General features: G+C 38.3%; 15 protein-coding genes. 2 read left to right on the top strand and 13 right to left on the bottom strand.

What is annotated here, in order from left to right; translation table 11 throughout:
* The first annotated feature begins 42 nt into the window (after window positions 1–42).
* Window positions 43–1,926 carry a heavy metal translocating P-type ATPase gene (locus tag IGI38_RS05485; protein ID WP_438727662.1) on the top strand — a complete coding sequence of 628 codons (1,884 nt, stop codon included), beginning with the start codon at window positions 43–45 and terminating at the stop codon, window positions 1,924–1,926.
* 36 nt (window positions 1,927–1,962) lie between these two features.
* Here the strand turns inward: IGI38_RS05485 and IGI38_RS05480 are convergent, their stop codons facing one another.
* Together IGI38_RS05480 and IGI38_RS05475 are read right to left on the bottom strand one after the other, a co-directional pair.
* Complete coding sequence (locus IGI38_RS05480; RefSeq protein WP_438727660.1) at window positions 1,963–2,586, bottom strand: DUF47 domain-containing protein; 624 nt, start codon at window positions 2,584–2,586, stop codon at window positions 1,963–1,965.
* 15 nt (window positions 2,587–2,601) lie between these two features.
* Window positions 2,602–3,615, bottom strand: a complete 1,014-nt coding sequence (locus IGI38_RS05475) for an inorganic phosphate transporter (RefSeq protein ID WP_438727658.1) — start codon at window positions 3,613–3,615, stop codon at window positions 2,602–2,604.
* Window positions 3,616–3,840: 225 nt separating this feature from the next.
* Between IGI38_RS05475 and rpsT the strand changes: the two genes are divergently transcribed.
* Window positions 3,841–4,095 (top strand): 30S ribosomal protein S20, encoded by a 255-nt coding sequence (gene rpsT, locus IGI38_RS05470; protein ID WP_438727655.1) that lies wholly within the window; start codon window positions 3,841–3,843, stop codon window positions 4,093–4,095.
* Between the two features lie 85 nt (window positions 4,096–4,180).
* Here the strand turns inward: rpsT and nifJ are convergent, their stop codons facing one another.
* The 11 genes from nifJ to rsmD all read right to left on the bottom strand — a co-directional run bounded on the left by nifJ (window position 4,181) and on the right by rsmD (window position 18,952).
* A complete protein-coding gene (gene nifJ, locus IGI38_RS05465) occupies window positions 4,181–7,714 on the bottom strand; it encodes a pyruvate:ferredoxin (flavodoxin) oxidoreductase (RefSeq protein WP_438727652.1) in 3,534 nt (1,177 codons plus the stop codon).
* Between the two features lie 11 nt (window positions 7,715–7,725).
* A complete protein-coding gene (gltA, locus tag IGI38_RS05460; protein WP_438727650.1) occupies window positions 7,726–9,135 on the bottom strand; it encodes an NADPH-dependent glutamate synthase in 1,410 nt (469 codons plus the stop codon).
* Window positions 9,128–9,964 (bottom strand): sulfide/dihydroorotate dehydrogenase-like FAD/NAD-binding protein, encoded by an 837-nt coding sequence (locus IGI38_RS05455; RefSeq protein ID WP_438727648.1) that lies wholly within the window; start codon window positions 9,962–9,964, stop codon window positions 9,128–9,130. Before IGI38_RS05455 ends, gltA begins: the two co-directional genes overlap by 8 nt.
* Before the next feature lie 29 nt (window positions 9,965–9,993).
* Window positions 9,994–10,443 (bottom strand): flavodoxin, encoded by a 450-nt coding sequence (locus tag IGI38_RS05450; protein ID WP_438727645.1) that lies wholly within the window; start codon window positions 10,441–10,443, stop codon window positions 9,994–9,996.
* A gap of 452 nt (window positions 10,444–10,895) precedes the next feature.
* Window positions 10,896–11,924 (bottom strand): DNA polymerase III subunit delta, encoded by a 1,029-nt coding sequence (gene holA / locus IGI38_RS05445; RefSeq protein ID WP_438727643.1) that lies wholly within the window; start codon window positions 11,922–11,924, stop codon window positions 10,896–10,898.
* A gap of 232 nt (window positions 11,925–12,156) precedes the next feature.
* Window positions 12,157–14,094, bottom strand: coding sequence for a DNA internalization-related competence protein ComEC/Rec2 (locus IGI38_RS05440; RefSeq protein ID WP_438727640.1), 1,938 nt, complete (start codon window positions 14,092–14,094; stop codon window positions 12,157–12,159).
* 287 nt (window positions 14,095–14,381) lie between these two features.
* Entirely contained in the window at window positions 14,382–14,873 is a 492-nt protein-coding gene (locus IGI38_RS05435; protein ID WP_438727638.1) for a ComE operon protein 2, read from the bottom strand.
* 26 nt (window positions 14,874–14,899) lie between these two features.
* Window positions 14,900–15,505: a helix-hairpin-helix domain-containing protein gene (locus tag IGI38_RS05430; RefSeq protein WP_438727635.1), complete on the bottom strand. Its 606-nt coding sequence runs from the start codon at window positions 15,503–15,505 to the stop codon at window positions 14,900–14,902.
* A 1,354-nt stretch (window positions 15,506–16,859) separates the two neighbouring features.
* Entirely contained in the window at window positions 16,860–17,903 is a 1,044-nt protein-coding gene (locus tag IGI38_RS05425; RefSeq protein WP_438727632.1) for a SepM family pheromone-processing serine protease, read from the bottom strand.
* Window positions 17,893–18,387, bottom strand: a complete 495-nt coding sequence (gene coaD, locus IGI38_RS05420; RefSeq protein WP_438727629.1) for a pantetheine-phosphate adenylyltransferase — start codon at window positions 18,385–18,387, stop codon at window positions 17,893–17,895. The genes IGI38_RS05425 and coaD overlap by 11 nt, the downstream gene beginning before the upstream one ends.
* Before the next feature lies 1 nt (window position 18,388).
* Entirely contained in the window at window positions 18,389–18,952 is a 564-nt protein-coding gene (rsmD, locus tag IGI38_RS05415) for a 16S rRNA (guanine(966)-N(2))-methyltransferase RsmD (RefSeq protein ID WP_438727626.1), read from the bottom strand.
* Window positions 18,953–18,962: the final 10 nt, after the last annotated feature.

Raw genomic sequence — 18,962 nt, 5'->3', positions numbered from 1 at the left:
CTAATCGTATACGCTAAAAAAAAATTGAAAGGAGGAAAAGTTATGAGTAAGAAAGAACGTAATGCTTTTCTCTCTACCCTTTTCTGTCTACTATTTTTAATTATTGGTAAAATCTTAACTGGGTTTTCTCAACCCATCTATCCACTTTTTTTCGTTATCGCAATTGTTAGCGGCGGTTGGAAGCAAACCTATGAAGGTATCAGCGAATTGATACATGACCATACATTGAATGTCGATCTGCTAATGGCTCTAGCTGCAATTGGAGCTTGTTTAATCGGTAACTGGTTTGAAGGAGCAATGCTGACTTTTATTTTTTGTTTAAGTGGCGCACTGGAAGAATATGCCACGAACAAAAGCACTAAGGAAATCACTGCTTTAATGAATATAGCTCCTAACGAGGCGTTAAAAATTGTTGACAACCAACACATCACCGTTCCAGTTGAAACATTAGAATTGGGAGATCTTGTTTTTGTACCAAAAGGAAAAGCTGTCCCGATCGATGGACGAATGTTAGGTCCTTCTTCAATTGACGAATCAGCAATTTCAGGGGAATCTGTACCAGTAGAAAAACTGGTCAATGATGAGGCGTTTAGCGGAACGATTAACCTAGGACAACCATTTACTCTGGAAGTGACTAAAACCAGCAATGATACATTATTCGCACAGATTCTACGTTTAGTGAAGAATGCCCAAAACGAGCAAAGTGCTACAGCAACGTTTATTGAAAAAATTGAAAATGTTTATGTCAAAATTGTTTTACTAGCTGTTCCTTTGATGATTTTATTAACACACTTTTTATTAGGTTGGAGCTTCACTGAAAGTTTTTACCGTGGAATGGTCTTACTGGTCGTCGCTTCACCATGTGCTTTAGTTGCTTCGGCTACGCCAGCGACGTTAGCAGCAATTTCTAACGGTGCTAAAAAAGGGATATTATTTAAATCTGGAAAAACTTTAGAGAAGTTGGCCGATTTGCAGGCAATCTCTTTTGATAAAACGGGGACTTTGACACAAGGAAAGCCACGAGTAACTGATTATAAAACTTTTTCTGATGATCCGCTCATCCCAAAATTGTTTTATTCAATGGAACGCCAATCAACCCATCCATTGGCAGTAGCAATTACCAGCTTTTTTAAAGATGAATCCGCTCTGGTACTACAAGTTGAAGAGCGAGCTGGCTTCGGATTAGAAACGATTTACCAAGATCAAATCTGGCAGTTAGGAAAGCCAACTAAAAATCAAAATCACCCATTGATCGAACAATGGCATGATGAAGGAAAAACTGTGGTTGTCCTTAGTCAAAATGAACAAATCGTTGCATTACTAGCTTTGATGGACTTACCAAAGCCCTATACTAAAGAAGTCATCACTTATTTCCAAGAACAAAACGTAGAAACAGTCATGCTCACTGGAGACAATGAGGGAGCAGCAAATTATGTGGCACAACAACTTGGGCTGAATGATTTCCATGGAGGATGTTTACCTGCGGATAAAACTGAACGAGTCAAGCAACAGCAAATTGATTATAACGTCAATGCGATGGTTGGCGATGGAATCAATGATGCTCCCGCTTTAGCAACTGCCACTATTGGAATTGCTATGGGCGAAGGAACCGATGTCGCGATGGAAGTATCCGATATGGTCTTAATAAAAAATGATTTGACTAAATTGATATACAGTCATCGATTAGCAAAAAAAATGAAACGAATCGTTCGACAAAATATCTTGTTTTCTTTATCTGTGATCCTCTTACTGATTGCAAGTAATTTTCTTCAATTTCTCACACTACCACTTGGAGTTGTTGGTCACGAAGGTAGTACCATTCTTGTAATTTTGAATGGGTTACGAATGCTGATTCCACTAAAAGATCTTGTCAGTCTTGATGAAACAAAGTGTACTGACTGTCCGCTATATAAAGCGGCAAATTAAAAAGCTAGAATCGAAAGGATTCTAGCTTTTTTTGTACTATGAATTTTTAATAACCAGACCCTCGATTATATCTGCTGCAGCTTCACAAGCATCCGTAATTTTTTCTAAGTGATTATAAATGTCTCGCCATTTAATGACCTCAATCGGGTCTTTTTCATTCGCAAATAAATCCTTCACCAATGAGCTGTATAATTTGTCAGCTTCAGATTCCGTTTGGCTCACTTGTTCAATAGACTGTTTCAACACTTTTGAATGTTTAAATTTTGCGAATTCTTTCGTTGCATGAACAACATCGGTAGTAGCAGTTACTATTAACTGGAGAAATCTATCTGTGTTTGGTCTGATCGTATACACTAGTAAATTCTCAAATAGATAGGTCGTTGCATTTAATTCATCTAAGATATCATCTAAACGATTCGTGATCAACACGATGTCTTCACGATCAATCGGTGTAATAAAAGCATCGTAAAGTTCTGTCATGATCTCTTTTGAAATATGGTCTCCCCGTCCTTCTAAAAGATGAATTTCTTCAGATTTATTAATAAACTTTTCAGTGGAATAATCCATGATTAAGTCCAATAATAATTGTGCTGATTCAGCAGAATATTGTGCCATTTGTTCTAACTTGCCAAAATAATCGAATTGTTTTTTTCTAGCCATTATCTGATCCCCTTTTTAAAAAATTGCGACAAATAATTTTGCCATGACAAATGCGATAGCACCACATCCAGGGAAAGTCAGCAACCATGCACTGATCATTTCCTTCACGATACTCCAGTCCACACTTGAAATACGTTTTGCTGCACCTGCACCCATGATCGCTGTTGTTTTAGTGTGAGTCGTTGAAACAGGAATTCCAAAGACTGATGCAAGAAAGAGACAGATAGCTGCGCTCAAATCTGCTGCGAACCCTTGATAGCGTTCTAGTTTCACCATATCCATACCTACGGACTTAATAATCTTCATCCCGCCTACAGAGGTTCCTAAGCCCATGGTTATTGAACAAAGAACCATTACCCATAAAGGAATAACAAAACCATTTCCAGTTTTTTCAGCCAGGTTATTGTAAAAAAGACCTAGCATAAAAACACCCATAAATTTTTGTCCGTCCTGTGCGCCATGAAGAAATGCATTCATCCCGGCACTAACTGCTTGACCAATCGTAAATACATGGTTGGCAAAGCGTCTAGAGACACCTTGAAACACCATTACGATAATCTTGGTGACTAGCCAACCGCCGCCAAACCCCATGATTGTTGAAACGAGCAAACCTACAATAACCTTCATCCACTCGGTTCCGCTAACCGCTTCCAATCCGCCCATTGCCAACGCAGAACCAGTCAGTCCCGCGATCAATGCATGAGATTCACTTGTAGGAATACCAAAATACCACGCTGCAACCGCCCAGACAACAATAGCAAATAGAGATGCCGCAAGCGCAACTTGCGCAGCATTTCCTGCTCCCTCGAAAGTAACGATATTACTAATTGTTTCTGCGACTTGTGAATTGAAGTAGGTCATTACTAATGCGCCTAAAAAATTCATCCCTACCGCCATCCAAATGGCGACATTAGGTTTCAACACTCGTGTTGAAACCGCTGTGGCAATTGCGTTTGGCGCGTCAGTCCAACCATTGACAAAAACAACACCCATAACTAATGTAATTGTAATAACTAATGCAATACTCATGCTGCACCACCAATTTTTTATTTCCAAAATTATGATAGCATATCGGATACATTTCGTCTTTAAAATAATTGATTTGCCTCTTTTTTCTACTTATTTCTTCTTAATTTCTGTTAAGGAAAAAAACTTGTCACGATTTTATTGCATTGAAAAGCGGCTTTATGTATAATGAGTAATGTTGAATTGTACGGTACTAACCGTATAAGACTGAATTCGGAGGTGAAATCCATGCCAAACATTGAATCTGCAATTAAACGTGTTCGTACTAGCGAAGTTGCTAACGCTAAGAACTCATCACAAATGAGCGCAATGCGCACTACTGTTAAGAAATTTGAAGATGCTGCTGCTACTGGCGCTGAAAATATGAACGACCTTTACAAAGAAGCTGCTAAAGCGATCGATATGGCTGAATCAAAAGGTTTGATTCACAAAAACAAAGCAAACCGCGATAAAGCACGTCTTGCTAAAAAATTAGCTAAATAATAAAAACCGATCGTTTGATCGGTTTTTTATTTGTCCATTTTTATAAAAAAATAGCACCAGCATAAATTGTACTGGTGCTACTCACCTATTTGTTTGTTAACTCCGTATAACTTTTAACGCGTTCTTCCATATCCTCTACTGTTTGATTCAACATTTCCTCCACTAATGCTTCATCTTTCTTAATATTATGCAAAGCAGAGAAACGTGTTTGCCCTTCAAGGAAAGCATTCATTTTACTAAAATCAGTTTTCTTGAAGTCGATACGCATTGGATCTTTGCCTTTTTGTGCGCGAATAGGATCAAAGCGATAAAGAGGCCAATATCCTGATTCCACTGCTTTCTTGGATTCTTCGATTGATTGACTCATGCCGCCGCGAATACCATGATTGATACAAGGTGTATAACCAATAATCAATGACGGTCCAGGATAAGCTTCTGCCTCTTGAATAGCTTTCAACGCTTGCGTTGGGTTCGCTTCGATCGCCACCTGTGCAACATAAACATCGCGATAAGTCATGGCGATCATACCAAGATCTTTCTTCTTAGTCTTCTTCCCGCCAGCTGCGAATTTGGCAATAGCTGCTGATGGCGTGGCTTTCGACATTTGTCCACCTGTATTGGCATAAACTTCATTATCCATTACCAGGATATTTACATCTTCCCCTGATGCTAGAACATGATCGATCCCGCTGAAGCCGATATCATAAGCCCAACCATCTCCACCAATAATCCATTGACTAGGTTTCGCAAACATATCTTTATCCTCAAGAATTGATTGAAGCTCTGCATCCGTTTCTTCATTTAAAACAGCGCGCAGTTTAGCCGCCCTTTGTTGACTGCCTTCGCCTTCTAGCATATGGTCTAGCCAATCCTGTAATTGGGCTCTGGTATCCTCTGTTCCAAGATCTTTTTCCAAAGCTTTCAAGATTTTATTGGCCAATCGGTTTCGCTTAGTCTCGTTTGCCGTATGCATTCCTAATCCATATTCAGCATTGTCTTCAAAGAGGGAGTTACTCCAAGCTGGACCGCAACCGTCTTGGTTGACAGTATATGGTGTCGCTGGCGCCGATCCTCCCCAAATTGAAGAACATCCCGTTGTATTAGCGACCATCATGCGGTCACCAAACAATTGAGTCAAAAGCTTCACATAAGGTGTTTCTCCACAACCCGCACAAGCCCCAGAGAACTCTAACAATGGCTGTTCAAATTGAGAGCCTTTAACTGAGAATTTCTTCGCTGGGTTATCTTTTTGACGTAAGGTCATTGCAAAGGCCCAATTCACTGCTTGCTCTCTTTGGTCTTCATAAGATCGCATAACCAAAGCTTTTTCTTTCGCAGGACAGGCTTCTACACAAAGCCCGCAACCTGTACAATCTTCTAACGATACCTGGATGCGATACTTGAATCCATCTTTACCTCGCATGTCGCGAGTAATGAACCCTTCAGGCGCTTCTTCCATTTCTTCATCATTAGCCAAAAATGGGCGAATCGCTGCATGAGGGCAAACAAAAGCACACTCATTACACATTGTACAAGCTTCAGAAATCCATTCAGGAACTTCTAAAGCAATTCCACGTTTCTCATACGCTGCTGTTCCAGAAGGCATCACACCGCCTAACATACCATTTTCGATCAAATCATTTACCGAAAGTTGATTTCCTTCTTGGCGATTGATTGGTTCTAAAATATTGCGAATATATGCTGGCTTGTTTTGGTCTTCAGCATTTACAAGCGACTTCACTTCAATCTCGGCCCACTCTGCTGGAATTTCAATTTTTTTCAATTCTGCGACAGTCGCGTCAATAGCTTGACAGTTACGTTCGACGATCGTTTTAGATTTCTTTCCATATGCCGCATCTACTTCTGCTTTAAGTAACGGCAAATAGGTTTCTTGATCCATAATATCCGTCAGTTCAAAAAATGCTGTTGACATGACTTGATTAATCCGACCGCCCAGGCCAGTTTTTTGTGCAATTTCCATAGCATTAATAATATAGAAATTGATATTATGTTCAGCTAAATAGCGTTTGATCCTGCCTGGCAATAATTTTTTGACTTTGTCTTCATCCCAAACAGTATTCAACAAGAATGTCCCGCCATCCTTCAGGCCTTTTACCAAATCATATTGGTGAATATACGCGCTGTTATGACATCCCACAAAATCAGCTGCCTCTACATTATAAGTAGAAAGAATTGGCTCTTTACCAAAACGCAAGTGAGAATTCGTCAACCCGCCTGATTTTTTAGAATCATAAGAAAAATAAGCTTGTGCATAATAATCAGTATTATTACCGATGATCTTTATGGCTTGTTTATTTGCACCAACAGTACCATCAGAACCCAGTCCCCAGAATTTCGCTTGGAAAGTTGATCTCGGAGTTAAGTCTAAAACATCACTCATTGGTAAGGATAGATTAGTCACATCATCATTGATTCCAACAGTAAAGCGCTGCTTCATGTCCGCGACTGGCAACAATAAATGATCAAAAACAGCCAATATTTGGTCAGGTGTCACATCTTTTGAAGCGATACCGTAACGACCGCCGATAACGACCGGACGGTTTGTATGACGATAAAGAACACTTTGAACATCAAGCAATAATGGTTCGCCATCTGACCCTGGTTCTTTTGTACGGTCCAAAACTGCAACAGTTTGAACTGTATCTGGCAATTTTTCCAACAAGTTTTCTGCTGGAAAAGGACGATATAAATGAATATCTAGGAACCCGACCTTGCGACCATTTTGATTTAGATAATCAACTGTCTGTTGGATCGTCGGTGAAGCTGAGCCCATCGCGATAATTACTTCTGTCGCTTCTGGATCTCCGTAATAATTAGTCAAATCGTAATTCGTTCCCCGTAGTTCGTTGATTTTATTCATGTATTTTTGCACAATCGCGGGCATTTCATCATAATAACGATTGACTGTCTCTCTTTGCTGAAAATGTATATCCGGATTTTGTGCCGTACCTGAAACATTCGGACGATTCGGATTCATGCCCAATCGTCTGAATTCAGCTAATGCTTCCCAATTCATCATTGCCTTCAAATCTTCATACTCAATAATTTCAATTTTTTGCAACTCATGACTTGTTCTAAAACCGTCAAAGAAATTCATAAATGGCAATTTACCTTCAATACTCGATAAGTGAGCAACTGCCGACAAATCCATTACTTCTTGAACGCCGCCTTCAGCCAACATACAAAAACCAGTTTGACGAGCAGCCATTACATCACTATGGTCCCCAAAAATACTTAGTGCATTAGTAGAAACCGCACGTGCCGCCACATGGAACACCGTTGGCAGCAACTCACCGGCAATTTTGAACATGTTTGGAATCATCAACAACAAACCTTGTGAAGCGGTATACGTCGTAGTTAAGACTCCGGTCTTCAACGAACCATGAACCGTTCCGGCTGCACCTGCCTCAGATTGCATTTCAACTACTTTGACTGTTTCATTAAAAATATTTTTACGTCCTTGTTCTGCCCACTCATCAACGACTTCCGCCATCGTTGAACTAGGAGTGATCGGATAGATGCCAGCCACTTCAGTAAACGCGTAAGAGATGTGCGCTGCAGCTGTATTTCCATCCATTGTTTTCATTGTTCTCATCATTTGCACCTCGCTTAGACCAATTGCTCCTGCTTTGTCTTTTGAATATATTGATCAATTTCATTTGCTGCGATTTTGCCGGCACCCATTGCTAAGATGACAGTTGCTGCACCTGTTACGATGTCTCCGCCAGCAAAAACGCCCGGGATCGAAGTCGCACAAGTTTCTTCATCCGCATCAATATAGCCCCACTTATTTAGTGCTAGTTCTGGGAAAGTATCCAATAAAACTTTATTGGCACCTTGTCCGATTGCTTCAATTGCTGTATCTGCTTCAATAATGAACTCACTGCCAGGAATCACTATTGGTCTGCGACGACCAGATTCATCTGGTTCACCTAATTCCATCTGTACACATTTGACAGCTTTTAATCGACCAGTGCCATCATTTATGTATTCAATAGGGTTGCTTAACCAATGATATTCAATACCCTCTTCGACAGAATGATGATATTCTTCTTCGCGAGCAGGCAATTCTTCTAATGAACGACGGTAAACGATTGATACTTTATCAGCACCTAAACGCTTAGCAGAACGCGCCGCATCCATCGCAACATTTCCGCCGCCGATAACAACAACATTTTTTGATTTTTGAACTGGTGTGTCATACTCCGGAAATTGATAGCCATGCATCAAATTAACCCTTGTTAAGTATTCACTTGACGAATAAACACCATTTAGTGATGTTCCTTGAATTCCTTGGAATCTTGGAGCTCCGGCGCCTACAGATAGATAGCAAGCATCAAATTCCGTAATGATCTCATCCATTGTGATCGTTTTGCCAACTACCACATTTGTTTCAATTTTTACTCCTTGAGCAACAATTCGTTCGATTTCTTTTTTCACGATACGTTTTGGCAAACGAAATTCTGGAATCCCGTAAGTCAACACCCCTCCAGGAGAATGTAATGCTTCATAGACAGTGACATCATAACCTAACTTCGCTAAATCACCAGCCGTTGTCAATCCAGAGGGACCAGAACCGATCACCGCTACCTGGCCTTTGTTTCCTGAATTGTCTTTATACTCAACTGGCTGTTCTAAAGCCCAATCCGCAACAAGTCGCTCTAGTTTTCCGATTGCTACTGGTTCAAATTTCTTAGAACGACCTAAACGACAAACCATCTCACATTGTTTTTCCTGAGGACATACACGTCCACAAATAGCAGGTAAATTTGTATAGCGGCTTAAAACCTCATAAGCTTGAGGCATATCTCCCTCTTCAATCGCTTTGATGAATCCTGGGATATCGATCATTACTGGACAATTCGCAATACAGGGCGCATTCTTACACTGCAAACAGCGACTAGCTTCTAGCTGTCCTTCTTCCAGTGAATAACCTAAAGCAACTTCATCGAAATTTTGATTTCGAACCTCAGGAGCTTGTTCCCTCATCGGTGTCTTTGTGTAACTGCGTTTAGCCATTTGAACTCACCTGCTTTTCATATCTTTCATTAGCTAGTAATTCTTCTGGACGATATTGTTGCATTCGGTTGACGAACTCGTCCCAATCAACTTCTTCACCCAAAAATTCCGGTCCATCAACACAAGCGAATTTAATAGAATCCGCAACTGTCACGCGACAGCCACCGCACATTCCCGTACCATCGATCATAATTGGATTTAAGGAAACATAGATTGGCACTTCGTATTTTTGCGCTGTTAGTGTACAAAATTTCATCATGATACTTGGTCCGATAGCCCAAGTCATTGCAATTTTTTCACGCTTAAACACATCTTCCATCGCTTGGGTAACCAAGCCTTTTTGTCCAACAGATCCATCATCCGTCATCAGAATCAGCTCATCAGAATATTTTGCGCATTCCTCCTGCAAAATCAATAGTTCTTTGCTTTTTGCTCCAAGAACAGTGATTACACGATTTCCTGCTTCTTTTAGGCCTTTAACGATTGGGAATAATGCAGCTATACCAACTCCGCCCCCAACTAAGAGAACGGTGCCATAATTTTCAATGTCAGTCGCTTTACCTAATGGCCCAACAATATCCTTTAAGGCTTCACCAGCCATAACTGTTGCGAGTTGGGCTGTCGATTTGCCGATCACTTGAAAGATTAAGCGTACCCAACCCGCTTCTTTGTCTGTATCAACGACAGTCAGCGGAATCCGCTCACCTTGTTCGTCAATTCGCAAGATCACAAATTGGCCAGGCTGTGCTTTTTTGGCAATTCGTGGTGCATCAACTAAAATTTCATATTCAGTTGGCGCCAGTTCCTTGCGTTCTAATACTTTAAACAAAATCTCACTCCATTCTTCCAATGTGTCTCTTATTCCGCTGCTTCCACCAAAGCTTTCACAAATGTTTTCAACACTTCTTCATCCTCGTCATCAGCTTCGTTCTCAATTTTCACAGTTTCTGCTGCCTTTTTAGCCCCGGTTTTCGCAAACGCTTCATCAAAAGCAACCGCTGCATGACAAAAATAGTCTGGATATAATTCGCTGTCTCCACTTCCTACTACACCATAGATTTTTCCGGATAGATCTACATCTGGTAATTCTTCGTGGAAATCTTCTAAATCAAAAGGCAACTCGCCATCTCCATCAGTATAAGTAGCTAGGACACAGATATCCGCATCTTCATAAAAATCTGCTTCTGCATCATCTGCGTCAACGCGTTCAACGTCAACGCCGATTTCTTCAAAAGCATCCTCCAGAATTTCAGAGATTCCTTCTGTGTTTCCTGTGTTAGTTGCATAAACGATCTTTGCTAATGTCATTTCATTCATCCTTTCTTTTTTAGGTTTATACATTTGTGGTGCATATATAAAGTCAGAACAAGCTGACTATTATCGAATTAAAAATAGAATTTTGGACATATCATTTATCGATTCGACATCTTGAAAACTGTGTTCTAATTGAGATTGATTCTCACCGAATCCCTTCTGCCGCTTAGCTTTAGGTAATTACCACCTTTGTATTATCATACCTTAAAAATGTGAATTATTAAACATTGCTGAGAGATTTTTATTCTAATTTTTCGATTGATGACCAGTTATTCGCGTTTTTTTATTTTTTTGACTTCTCACAAGCTGTATTCTTGCTTTTTTTGTCAAAAAACACATATATTTTCTTCATCCAACAAATAAAAAAAGAACTGACGAGACAAAATAATTTGTCAGTCAGTACTTTTATAGTATATAAAACTTCGACTCTAAAACCTTGCTTCTTCTTATTTTTTAATCTTCTCGGTTGTCTTCAAGATAAACAGCTGGAAAACCATTTCTTTATCCGCCTGTCCAGTTTTTACCTCATAATCATTTTCGACCAGTTCATCATACATTGAAACCAGCAACTCCAATGGAAATTTTGCAACTTGCTGCATCGCTAATTTTACACGGTATGGATGAACCCCTAAAGTCTCAGCTATATTTGCCTGTTGGTAACCAGTTTTTTGTAATATTTTAGTTTGTAACAACAAACGAATCTGCCCGATCAAAATCGCAGTCAGTTTGATTGTCTCTTCACCTTGTAAATGCAACTCTTCATATGTTTGGTAAGCTTTGGCTGCGTCGCCCCTCAAAATTCGTTCAGTTAACTCAAAAATATTATGTTCCAACGTTTTGGGTACTAAGTCCTCTACTAACTGAAGAGTGATAGTTCCACCATCTCCCGCTAATAACAGTAATTTTTCTATTTCATTCATCGATTTTGAAAGATCAAAATCCGTCAAACGAAGAAATAGATCGAACGCTTCTTTTGAAATTTTAACATTTTCGTTACTGATGTAACGCTGTAAAAAATTGCGTAAATCACGCTCCTGCAGTGGTGCCGCATCAATGACAGCTGTTTTTTTTAGTGCTTTAGTAATTTTTTTTCGTGCATCAAGTTTGGGGTAGTTAGCCCAAAAGACCACTACCGATGTATCCAACGGCTGTTTCAAATAATCCAATAATCCGTCAACATCTTGATCGGGTACATTATTTTTCTTTTCACCAGTTAAAAAATAAGGTTTCTCAACAAAAACCAATCTATAATCTCCAAAAAATGGTAGTGTTTCCGCTTCATCAATAACTGCTCCTAAGCCACTTTCTTCCATATCAAAGGTCATAAAATTTAACTCTTCCAAGTTATCCTTTTTCATTCGATCCATAAAAGCTTGCCGCACTTCTTGAATCAAATAATCTTCTGTCCCCGTAACCAAATATATCGGCTGTAAAGGGGATGTTCTGACTTGCTGAAGGGCTTCCTGTGTATTCATTCAATTACTCCTAACTCGCACTAAAGTCTATTTTTAATTAAAAAAGAGGATGCTGCCTATCCCTCTAACAATTTAACTAAGCTGTCCGATTATTGTATTAAATCGTTTCATTCATTTGTTTTGTACCAAGCCTCGTTTCGGCAAACTTGTATTAGTTTTCTAAATTGTAATAAGCACTAATTAAAAATAGCAAGTTATCTATTTAAGTTTGTCATAACTCTGCGATTTCAGACTAATTAAGAAAATCTATTAGAGTCTTGATTCTTCCACGCTTGGTTATTGCTGACCATTGATAATAGATCATCCCTTGCTGATCAGTTCGTAAAACCTTCACCTTATGGGTATTTAATTTTTGTAACGTTTCTTCTGTTGGGTGACCATAACGGTTCTTTTGACCTACAGAAATAATACCATATTTAGGTTTGATTTTTTCTAGAAACTCTTCACTTGTGGAAGTATTACTGCCATGGTGTCCGATTTTTAAAAAGTCAGTTTTTAATTGAGGATAATTTTTTAATAGATTCTCTTCGCCAATTGTCTCTAAATCACCTGTAAGTAAAAAACGTTGCTGATTTAATTGAAAATAGGCAACTAGTGAATCATTATTTTCTCCTTCACTTTTCTCTGGAGAAAGTATTTGAATTTTCAATTTCCTTCCAATCGTATCTCCGCGCTTAATCAAATGGATATTGGTATTTTTTGTTTGTTTTAACAAATTTTGCAACTCGATTTGAGAACCGCGAGCCAAGTAAAGATTTTTTACCTTTACTTCATTTAAAACGTGGGACAATTCACCCATGTGATCTGCGTCATTATGAGTTACGAATAAATGATCAATCTCACTGCAGCCCAAAGATTTCAAGAAAGGCAATAGATTATAATCCGAAATTTGTTTTGGCTGACGATTTTGCCATTGCTTTTGTTTAAAAATCAAACGTCCCCCGGTATCAATCAAAAATGTTTCTTGCTTGAAAGGCAACTTGATAAAAATACTGTCACCTTGACCGACATCGACAAATGCAACTATCCCATTTGCTGAAAAAGAGATTGAGAATAAAAGAAAGACAGCAATTCCTAATAAAAAAAAACGATTCTGACGATATTTCAATCGGTCTATAATTATAAGGACTAACAACAAAAGAAGCAAAAAAATAGAAAATATTGGTCTGCCAGTAGTTAAGGGAGGGATGTCGACAAATACTAACATTTTTTCGAGAAACAAAAAAAGAACCTCCGTTAAATTGCCAAATATCTGTGGTATAGGGAGAAAGCATCCAACGAAGAGCAGCAGACAGCTGGGAAGAATCAACCATTCAAAAATCGGAAACAATAATATTGTGAATAATCCTCCCGTTAAATTCCACTCACTAAAACTATATATCAGAATCGGTAGCGATAAAATAGAGAAAAGGAACATCTGATGCCACACATTTGACCGTAAATCATTCAGATACAATAACAGTAAAGCAAAATACAGACTCAATTGTGCTCCCACTGACCAAAATACTAAGGGAAAACAAAAAACGAGTAAAAATAGCATCAAGCTCCACTGATCAAGTTTAGAAAGCAATACATCAAATGTTAAACAAGCAAAGCCAATCAGAAAACTTAAAACAGCACGGATGGTACTAAACCCACTTCCTGTTAAGAAAATCAGCAGAAATCCTATTAGACATAGTAAAACTAATCGTGATTCTCTAGCTAATCCGCCCCTTTTCAGTAACAAATGAATGCTTCCCAAATAAAACTGGATATGCAGTCCAGACAAGGTGAACAAATGAAGCAATCCAGTAGTTTTATATATTGCTGAGTACTCCCCAAACTCTGCATCCTTATATCCAATCACTAATGCCTTGATATAGCTTGCAAGTCGTTTAGAATAATGTTGATCAATTGTCCAAATCAAGTGATGTCTAACATTGCTCAAAATGAATCTTTTAGATTTGAATGGCTTCAAATTTTTAACTTGAATAATCCGACTGAAGCCTAAACTAAAATAATATTTTTTTGCATCAAAACCGTTTAGATTTCTGGCTGAATCGAACTTCTCTATTTCTCCATTAATTACTGCACTGTTGGGCAGATTCTTTTTTCCCCAAATTCTCTTTTCTTCTGGTGATTTCAGTGAATGATAAATTAAATATTTCTTTCCTTTGATTTTCCCGGTCATCCTTAAAAAAATTCCATCAATTTTTACGGAATCAGTTTGAATTTCCAGAATTTGATTATTTATTATATCAGGAGTCGTTTCTATATGGTTTACATAACAATAGGTTCGTAAACCCAGAAAAAAACTGCACAAAAAAGCCAGAATCAACATCTTACGGCTTTTCATACAGCAAATGCGAAGAAATAGAATGCATAATAGTAACAGCATCCAGAAATTAAATTGATAAATTAGACTCGTCAATAAAATTGCTGTCAGGATCGGTAATATCAGGTAATTCCGGACCGCAGCTATCCTTCTGGCAATGTGGCAGCATCTTCTCCTAACTGAAGCTTAGCAAAATATTTGCTTTCCAAATGGACTTGATGGGCACTGGCCCCTACTTGGTTAATCAATTCAATAGCATAAGGATCATTACGATAATCTTTAAGATAGTGAATTTTTTTGATACCCGCCTGTAACAACGCTTTGGTACAGGCTAGACAAGGAAAATGAGTTACATATACTTCCGCTTGATCTGTGGCAATGCCTAATTTTGCGCATTGAAGCAGAGCATTCATCTCAGCATGGATCGTCCGCAGACAGTGCCCATCAACGAGATAACAACCATCATCCACACAATGAACATCACCACTGACAGAACCGTTGTACCCTCCTGCGATGATTCGTTTATCTCTTACTATCGTTGCCCCTACTTCCAAACGGGTACATGTACTTCTCAATGATAGTAAAACGGCTTGCGCCATGAAATATTGATCCCAAGGTATTCTTTCAGTTGTCAAATTGTTCGTCCTCACTTTCATCTTTCTTATATTGTAATCGAGTCTTTCAAATTTTCAAGCGTCTTTTCACCTATGCCAGATACTTTAATCAAATCCTCTACCGCACGGAAACTGCCATTCTCCTCGCGATATTTGATAATATCAGCCGCTTTCTTTTCACCGATTCCTGATAATTCCTGTAATTCTGTTGCATCTGCCGTATTAATATTAATTTTTAGGGGTGTACCAGAAGTCGTTGTACTAGAAGCGGCTTGCCCTATTTCATTAATTACTGCAACTTCTTCACCGACTTTTGGTACATAGATTATTTCCTGGTCTATTAATAATTTGGAGAAATTGACTTGGTTTTGATCGGCGTCCTCCGTGAAACCTCCTGCCAGATCAATCGCATCCATTAAGCGCATTCCTTGTGTAATACGATACATTCCGGTTCTTTTGACTGCACCTTTTACATCGACGTACCATTCTTGACTATTGATTTCACTTATTTCAGTTGTGCTAGTTTCTGTAGAGAAAACCGCTGGATCTACTTCTTGTTTTTCTGGTTCTTTAGTAAGAAAGAAAATGATAATAACAGTCAAGCATACTGGTATCAGAAATAAATACGGATATTTCCTCAAATACTCTTTCATAACAACCTCCTTTACATAAAGGTACGTCAAAATAAGTTCTGTCTTTTTCAAATTTACTTAAATAATTGGTTTGTATTAAAGCTCAAAAAAGCACCCTAAAAATATTTCAGGGTGTATCTTTATAATGTACCTTCAGTTTCTTCCTAATCCAAAAAAATTTATACCGTTTTGAAGTGAATTTGAGAACAACATAATTAGGGGCATTTGGCCCTTTGAAAGAATCTTCCAATCCTCCATACCATGTCTCATTTTTTGATTCATCAGTAACAAATTTGATCTCACCAACTAAATTAATACAGTACTCCACACTACCGAAACAGACACGTACTCTTTTGCATCGAGCAATTCTTTTGCCTGATTCTCAGCCTTACCAACAATCTCTTGATTCATAATTATACCCCTACCTTTTATTTTTCTGAATAAAGTATAAGTTATATCTTCTTAGGATTGATGTAAAAATCGGACATGTTTTACCGGAAATCTTTCGAGCTAACGCCACAAACGGCTTTAAAATCACGAGTAAATGGGGCAGCCGATGAAATCAGAGACCAGAGTTAAAAAGGAATCATATAATTGATTCTGACCAATCGTACAAACGATTTACTATTGATTCCTACTTGCCGTTTAAAAAATCTATTTAATTGCCGTTCGCTATAATGAACTTCATCAGCCAATTTTATACTCATATCACCAGCACACTCCACAAGTTGACCAACCGCATAACTCAACTACGGATGAATCATTTCAGATAAATGCGCTAACATAAGTCTGTCTAAGTTAACAGCTAACTCGTGTATACTGTTTGCATCTTCAATTGTATTAGCAAAAAGTTTTGCCAATTTTGGATAAATCAAATCCAATGAGAAGAGTTTGTTGAGCAGATCACTTTGAGTAATCTCAGTGTCCAGCTAGTCTAAACTCAATCGTTACAAGTAACACAAGCTAATCTGATTGCTTACCAGAAATGTGAATCTCATTTCTGGAACCTTCTAGCTGAATAGATACATTCCTATAATCATACTCAACACTGATAATAGCACCACCACTTAGTACAATAGTAAAGCAATCAGACATCAACTTCTTTGTGCGGAAGTAGACAAATAAAATCATCTGTTTTCAATAACAGTGGTAGTTTTTTCTCAACTCTCTGAAGCTCTTTCTTTATAATCGTATCTTTATCCTTCCTTTGGTTACATAAATATTCGTTAGCGGTTTATTGATCAGCAAGAAATGCCATGCGTTTATTGCACATTATAATACAATAACGATTCTTTCATAATTCTGTAAATGAAAAACCATGTAAATAATCTTCTCCTGCGAAAAGATTATTTACATGGTTTTTAGTAAGCTCAGATTATTTCATTGCTTCCAAATAATCCAACGCATCTTTGACCGTCTTCACTGGAACAATCTTCATATCTGTATCTAACTTCTTAGCCGCTGCTTTGGCTTCTTCGTAATTCGATTTGATGCACGGCTGTGCTTCTTTCATTTCTTTGGTGATTTTATCATCAGGTGCGAAGAACACTTTGTTATTGTCAGCGGCAGCACTGGCAACTTTTTTATCGATGCCACCGATGCGCCCTACTTCACCCTCGGAATTAATAGTTCCGGTACCAGCGACTTTCTTGCCTTGTCGAAGATCTTTGTCAACTAACTGCTCATAGATCTCTAGAGTAAACATCAATCCAGCAGATGGGCCACCAATATCGCCAGCATCAATTTTCACTTTTTCATCAGAATCAATTTCTGTATGATCTGTCAATGTAATACCGATTCCCGGCTTTTTATCAGTCGGAAGTTTTATTAATTTTTCCGTTGCTTCTTTTGTCTTACCATCATGGATATAGGTAACTTTCATCTTTTGACCGACTTTTTGTGATTTCACGTATTTCATAAAGTCTTCACTACTAGTAAATGTTTTCCCATCAGCCTTCGTTACAGTATCTCCAACACTGATTATTCCTGAAAAATTTGAATTCTTTTCTACACCTAAAACATAGACACCTTTGTATTCCATTTCATATGGTTTATTAGCTAATTTCAAAGCCTGTTCGACAGCAAAGTTTTGAGACGTTTCCATGTTAAATTTTTGAATTTGCATGTACTCGTCATCGCTAGCGCCTCCTGTCAACTCGTCCACAGAAATAATTTCATGAAAAGGTTCAACCTTAGCTTTTAAAGCTGTAAAAACTGTTGCTCGTCGTATACCGACTGATGTCAAACTAAACGACCCTTTATGTTCATCCTTTTTATCATTGACTGTGATTAATTCTTTTAGATCGATCGTATCTCCTGGTTCTTCAATATAGTAAGGAATAGGTACAATCACACAAGCCACCAGTGCTAAAGCTAAAAATATAAGTAATAATCGTTTGACAAGTTTATTATTTTTCACTATTCTCACGCTTCTCTTCCAACGCCCGATAAACAGCTTCGGGCAGATATTCTTTGACATTACCGTTAAAAGTCCAAACTTCCTTTAGAATTGAGGAGCTTATATGACTATATTTAGGTTCTGCTAACAAAAAAACTGTCTCCAATTCCTGATCTAAATGATGATTCATTATGGCAATTTCTTTTTCATATTCATAATCCTTAATGCTCCGGATACCCCGTAATAAAAATTTTGCGCCGAGCTTTTCTGCGACGGTAACTGTCAATTCATTTTCTTGGGTAATCACTCGTACGTTAGGAATCAACTTGACCGATTCCTTTACGATAGCAAGTTTTTCTTCTGAGGTAAAGAAACTTTTTTTATTAGTATTGATAAATACACCGATAATTAACTCATCAAACAATTTGGCACCACGTTCAATCGTATCTAAATGTCCCATTGTTAATGGATCAAAACTTCCAGGAAAAAGTGCGATTCGTTTCATCTTAAACCTCCCAATCATAAATTGTTACAGCGGTGATCCCATAATTGTTGCGTTTACGTTCTTTTAAATTACCAATAGTTTCAGGCAACACTACTTCTTTATCTGTTTCGCACACTACGATTACTGTATCAGTCAGTAAATTATTTTGGAGAAGCATTTCAATTTGCTTTACAATTTCTTGTTTTGCATATGGCGGATCCAAAAGTACTAAATCGAATTGCGTTTCATTAGCAACTAGTTGCTGAATTGCTTGATTTGCTGGCATTTTCATTAATTGAAACGCGTTCTCATTTTTGGTCATAGCGATGTTCTCACGAATAATCTCCATAGCCCGAAAATTTTTTTCCACTAGAACTGCTTTGTCCATTCCGCGAGAGACAGCTTCGATTCCAAGCGAACCGCTCCCAGAAAATAAATCTAACGCAACACCTCCGTCGAAATACGGTCCGATCATATTAAAAATGGCACCCTTTACTTTATCTGTTGTAGGCCGTGTATTATTTCCCGTTAAGCTTTTTAACTTACGACCACCAAATTCACCTGCAACCACTCGCATGATTTGCATGCCCCTCTCA

Source organism: Enterococcus sp. AZ128 (genome assembly GCF_051714485.1).
Taxonomy (GTDB): domain Bacteria; phylum Bacillota; class Bacilli; order Lactobacillales; family Enterococcaceae; genus Enterococcus_A.
Note: the sequence above shows the minus strand (reverse complement) of the source record. Positions and strands in the feature narration are given on the sequence as shown.

What these genes read in the sequence shown, in the direction of transcription:
- IGI38_RS05480 (WP_438727660.1), bottom strand. Translation starts at nt 2,586, where the DNA reads ATGGCTAGAAAAAAACAATTCGATTATTTTGGCAAGTTAGAACAAATG.
- IGI38_RS05450 (WP_438727645.1), bottom strand. Translation starts at nt 10,443, where the DNA reads ATGACATTAGCAAAGATCGTTTATGCAACTAACACAGGAAACACAGAA.
- IGI38_RS05440 (WP_438727640.1), bottom strand. Translation starts at nt 14,094, where the DNA reads ATGACCGGGAAAATCAAAGGAAAGAAATATTTAATTTATCATTCACTG.
- IGI38_RS05475 (WP_438727658.1), bottom strand. Translation starts at nt 3,615, where the DNA reads ATGAGTATTGCATTAGTTATTACAATTACATTAGTTATGGGTGTTGTT.
- IGI38_RS05485 (WP_438727662.1), top strand. Translation starts at nt 43, where the DNA reads ATGAGTAAGAAAGAACGTAATGCTTTTCTCTCTACCCTTTTCTGTCTA.
- rpsT (WP_438727655.1), top strand. Translation starts at nt 3,841, where the DNA reads ATGCCAAACATTGAATCTGCAATTAAACGTGTTCGTACTAGCGAAGTT.
- nifJ (WP_438727652.1), bottom strand. Translation starts at nt 7,714, where the DNA reads ATGATGAGAACAATGAAAACAATGGATGGAAATACAGCTGCAGCGCAC.
- holA (WP_438727643.1), bottom strand. Translation starts at nt 11,924, where the DNA reads ATGAATACACAGGAAGCCCTTCAGCAAGTCAGAACATCCCCTTTACAG.
- rsmD (WP_438727626.1), bottom strand. Translation starts at nt 18,952, where the DNA reads ATGCAAATCATGCGAGTGGTTGCAGGTGAATTTGGTGGTCGTAAGTTA.
- gltA (WP_438727650.1), bottom strand. Translation starts at nt 9,135, where the DNA reads ATGGCTAAACGCAGTTACACAAAGACACCGATGAGGGAACAAGCTCCT.
- IGI38_RS05430 (WP_438727635.1), bottom strand. Translation starts at nt 15,505, where the DNA reads ATGAAAGAGTATTTGAGGAAATATCCGTATTTATTTCTGATACCAGTA.
- coaD (WP_438727629.1), bottom strand. Translation starts at nt 18,387, where the DNA reads ATGAAACGAATCGCACTTTTTCCTGGAAGTTTTGATCCATTAACAATG.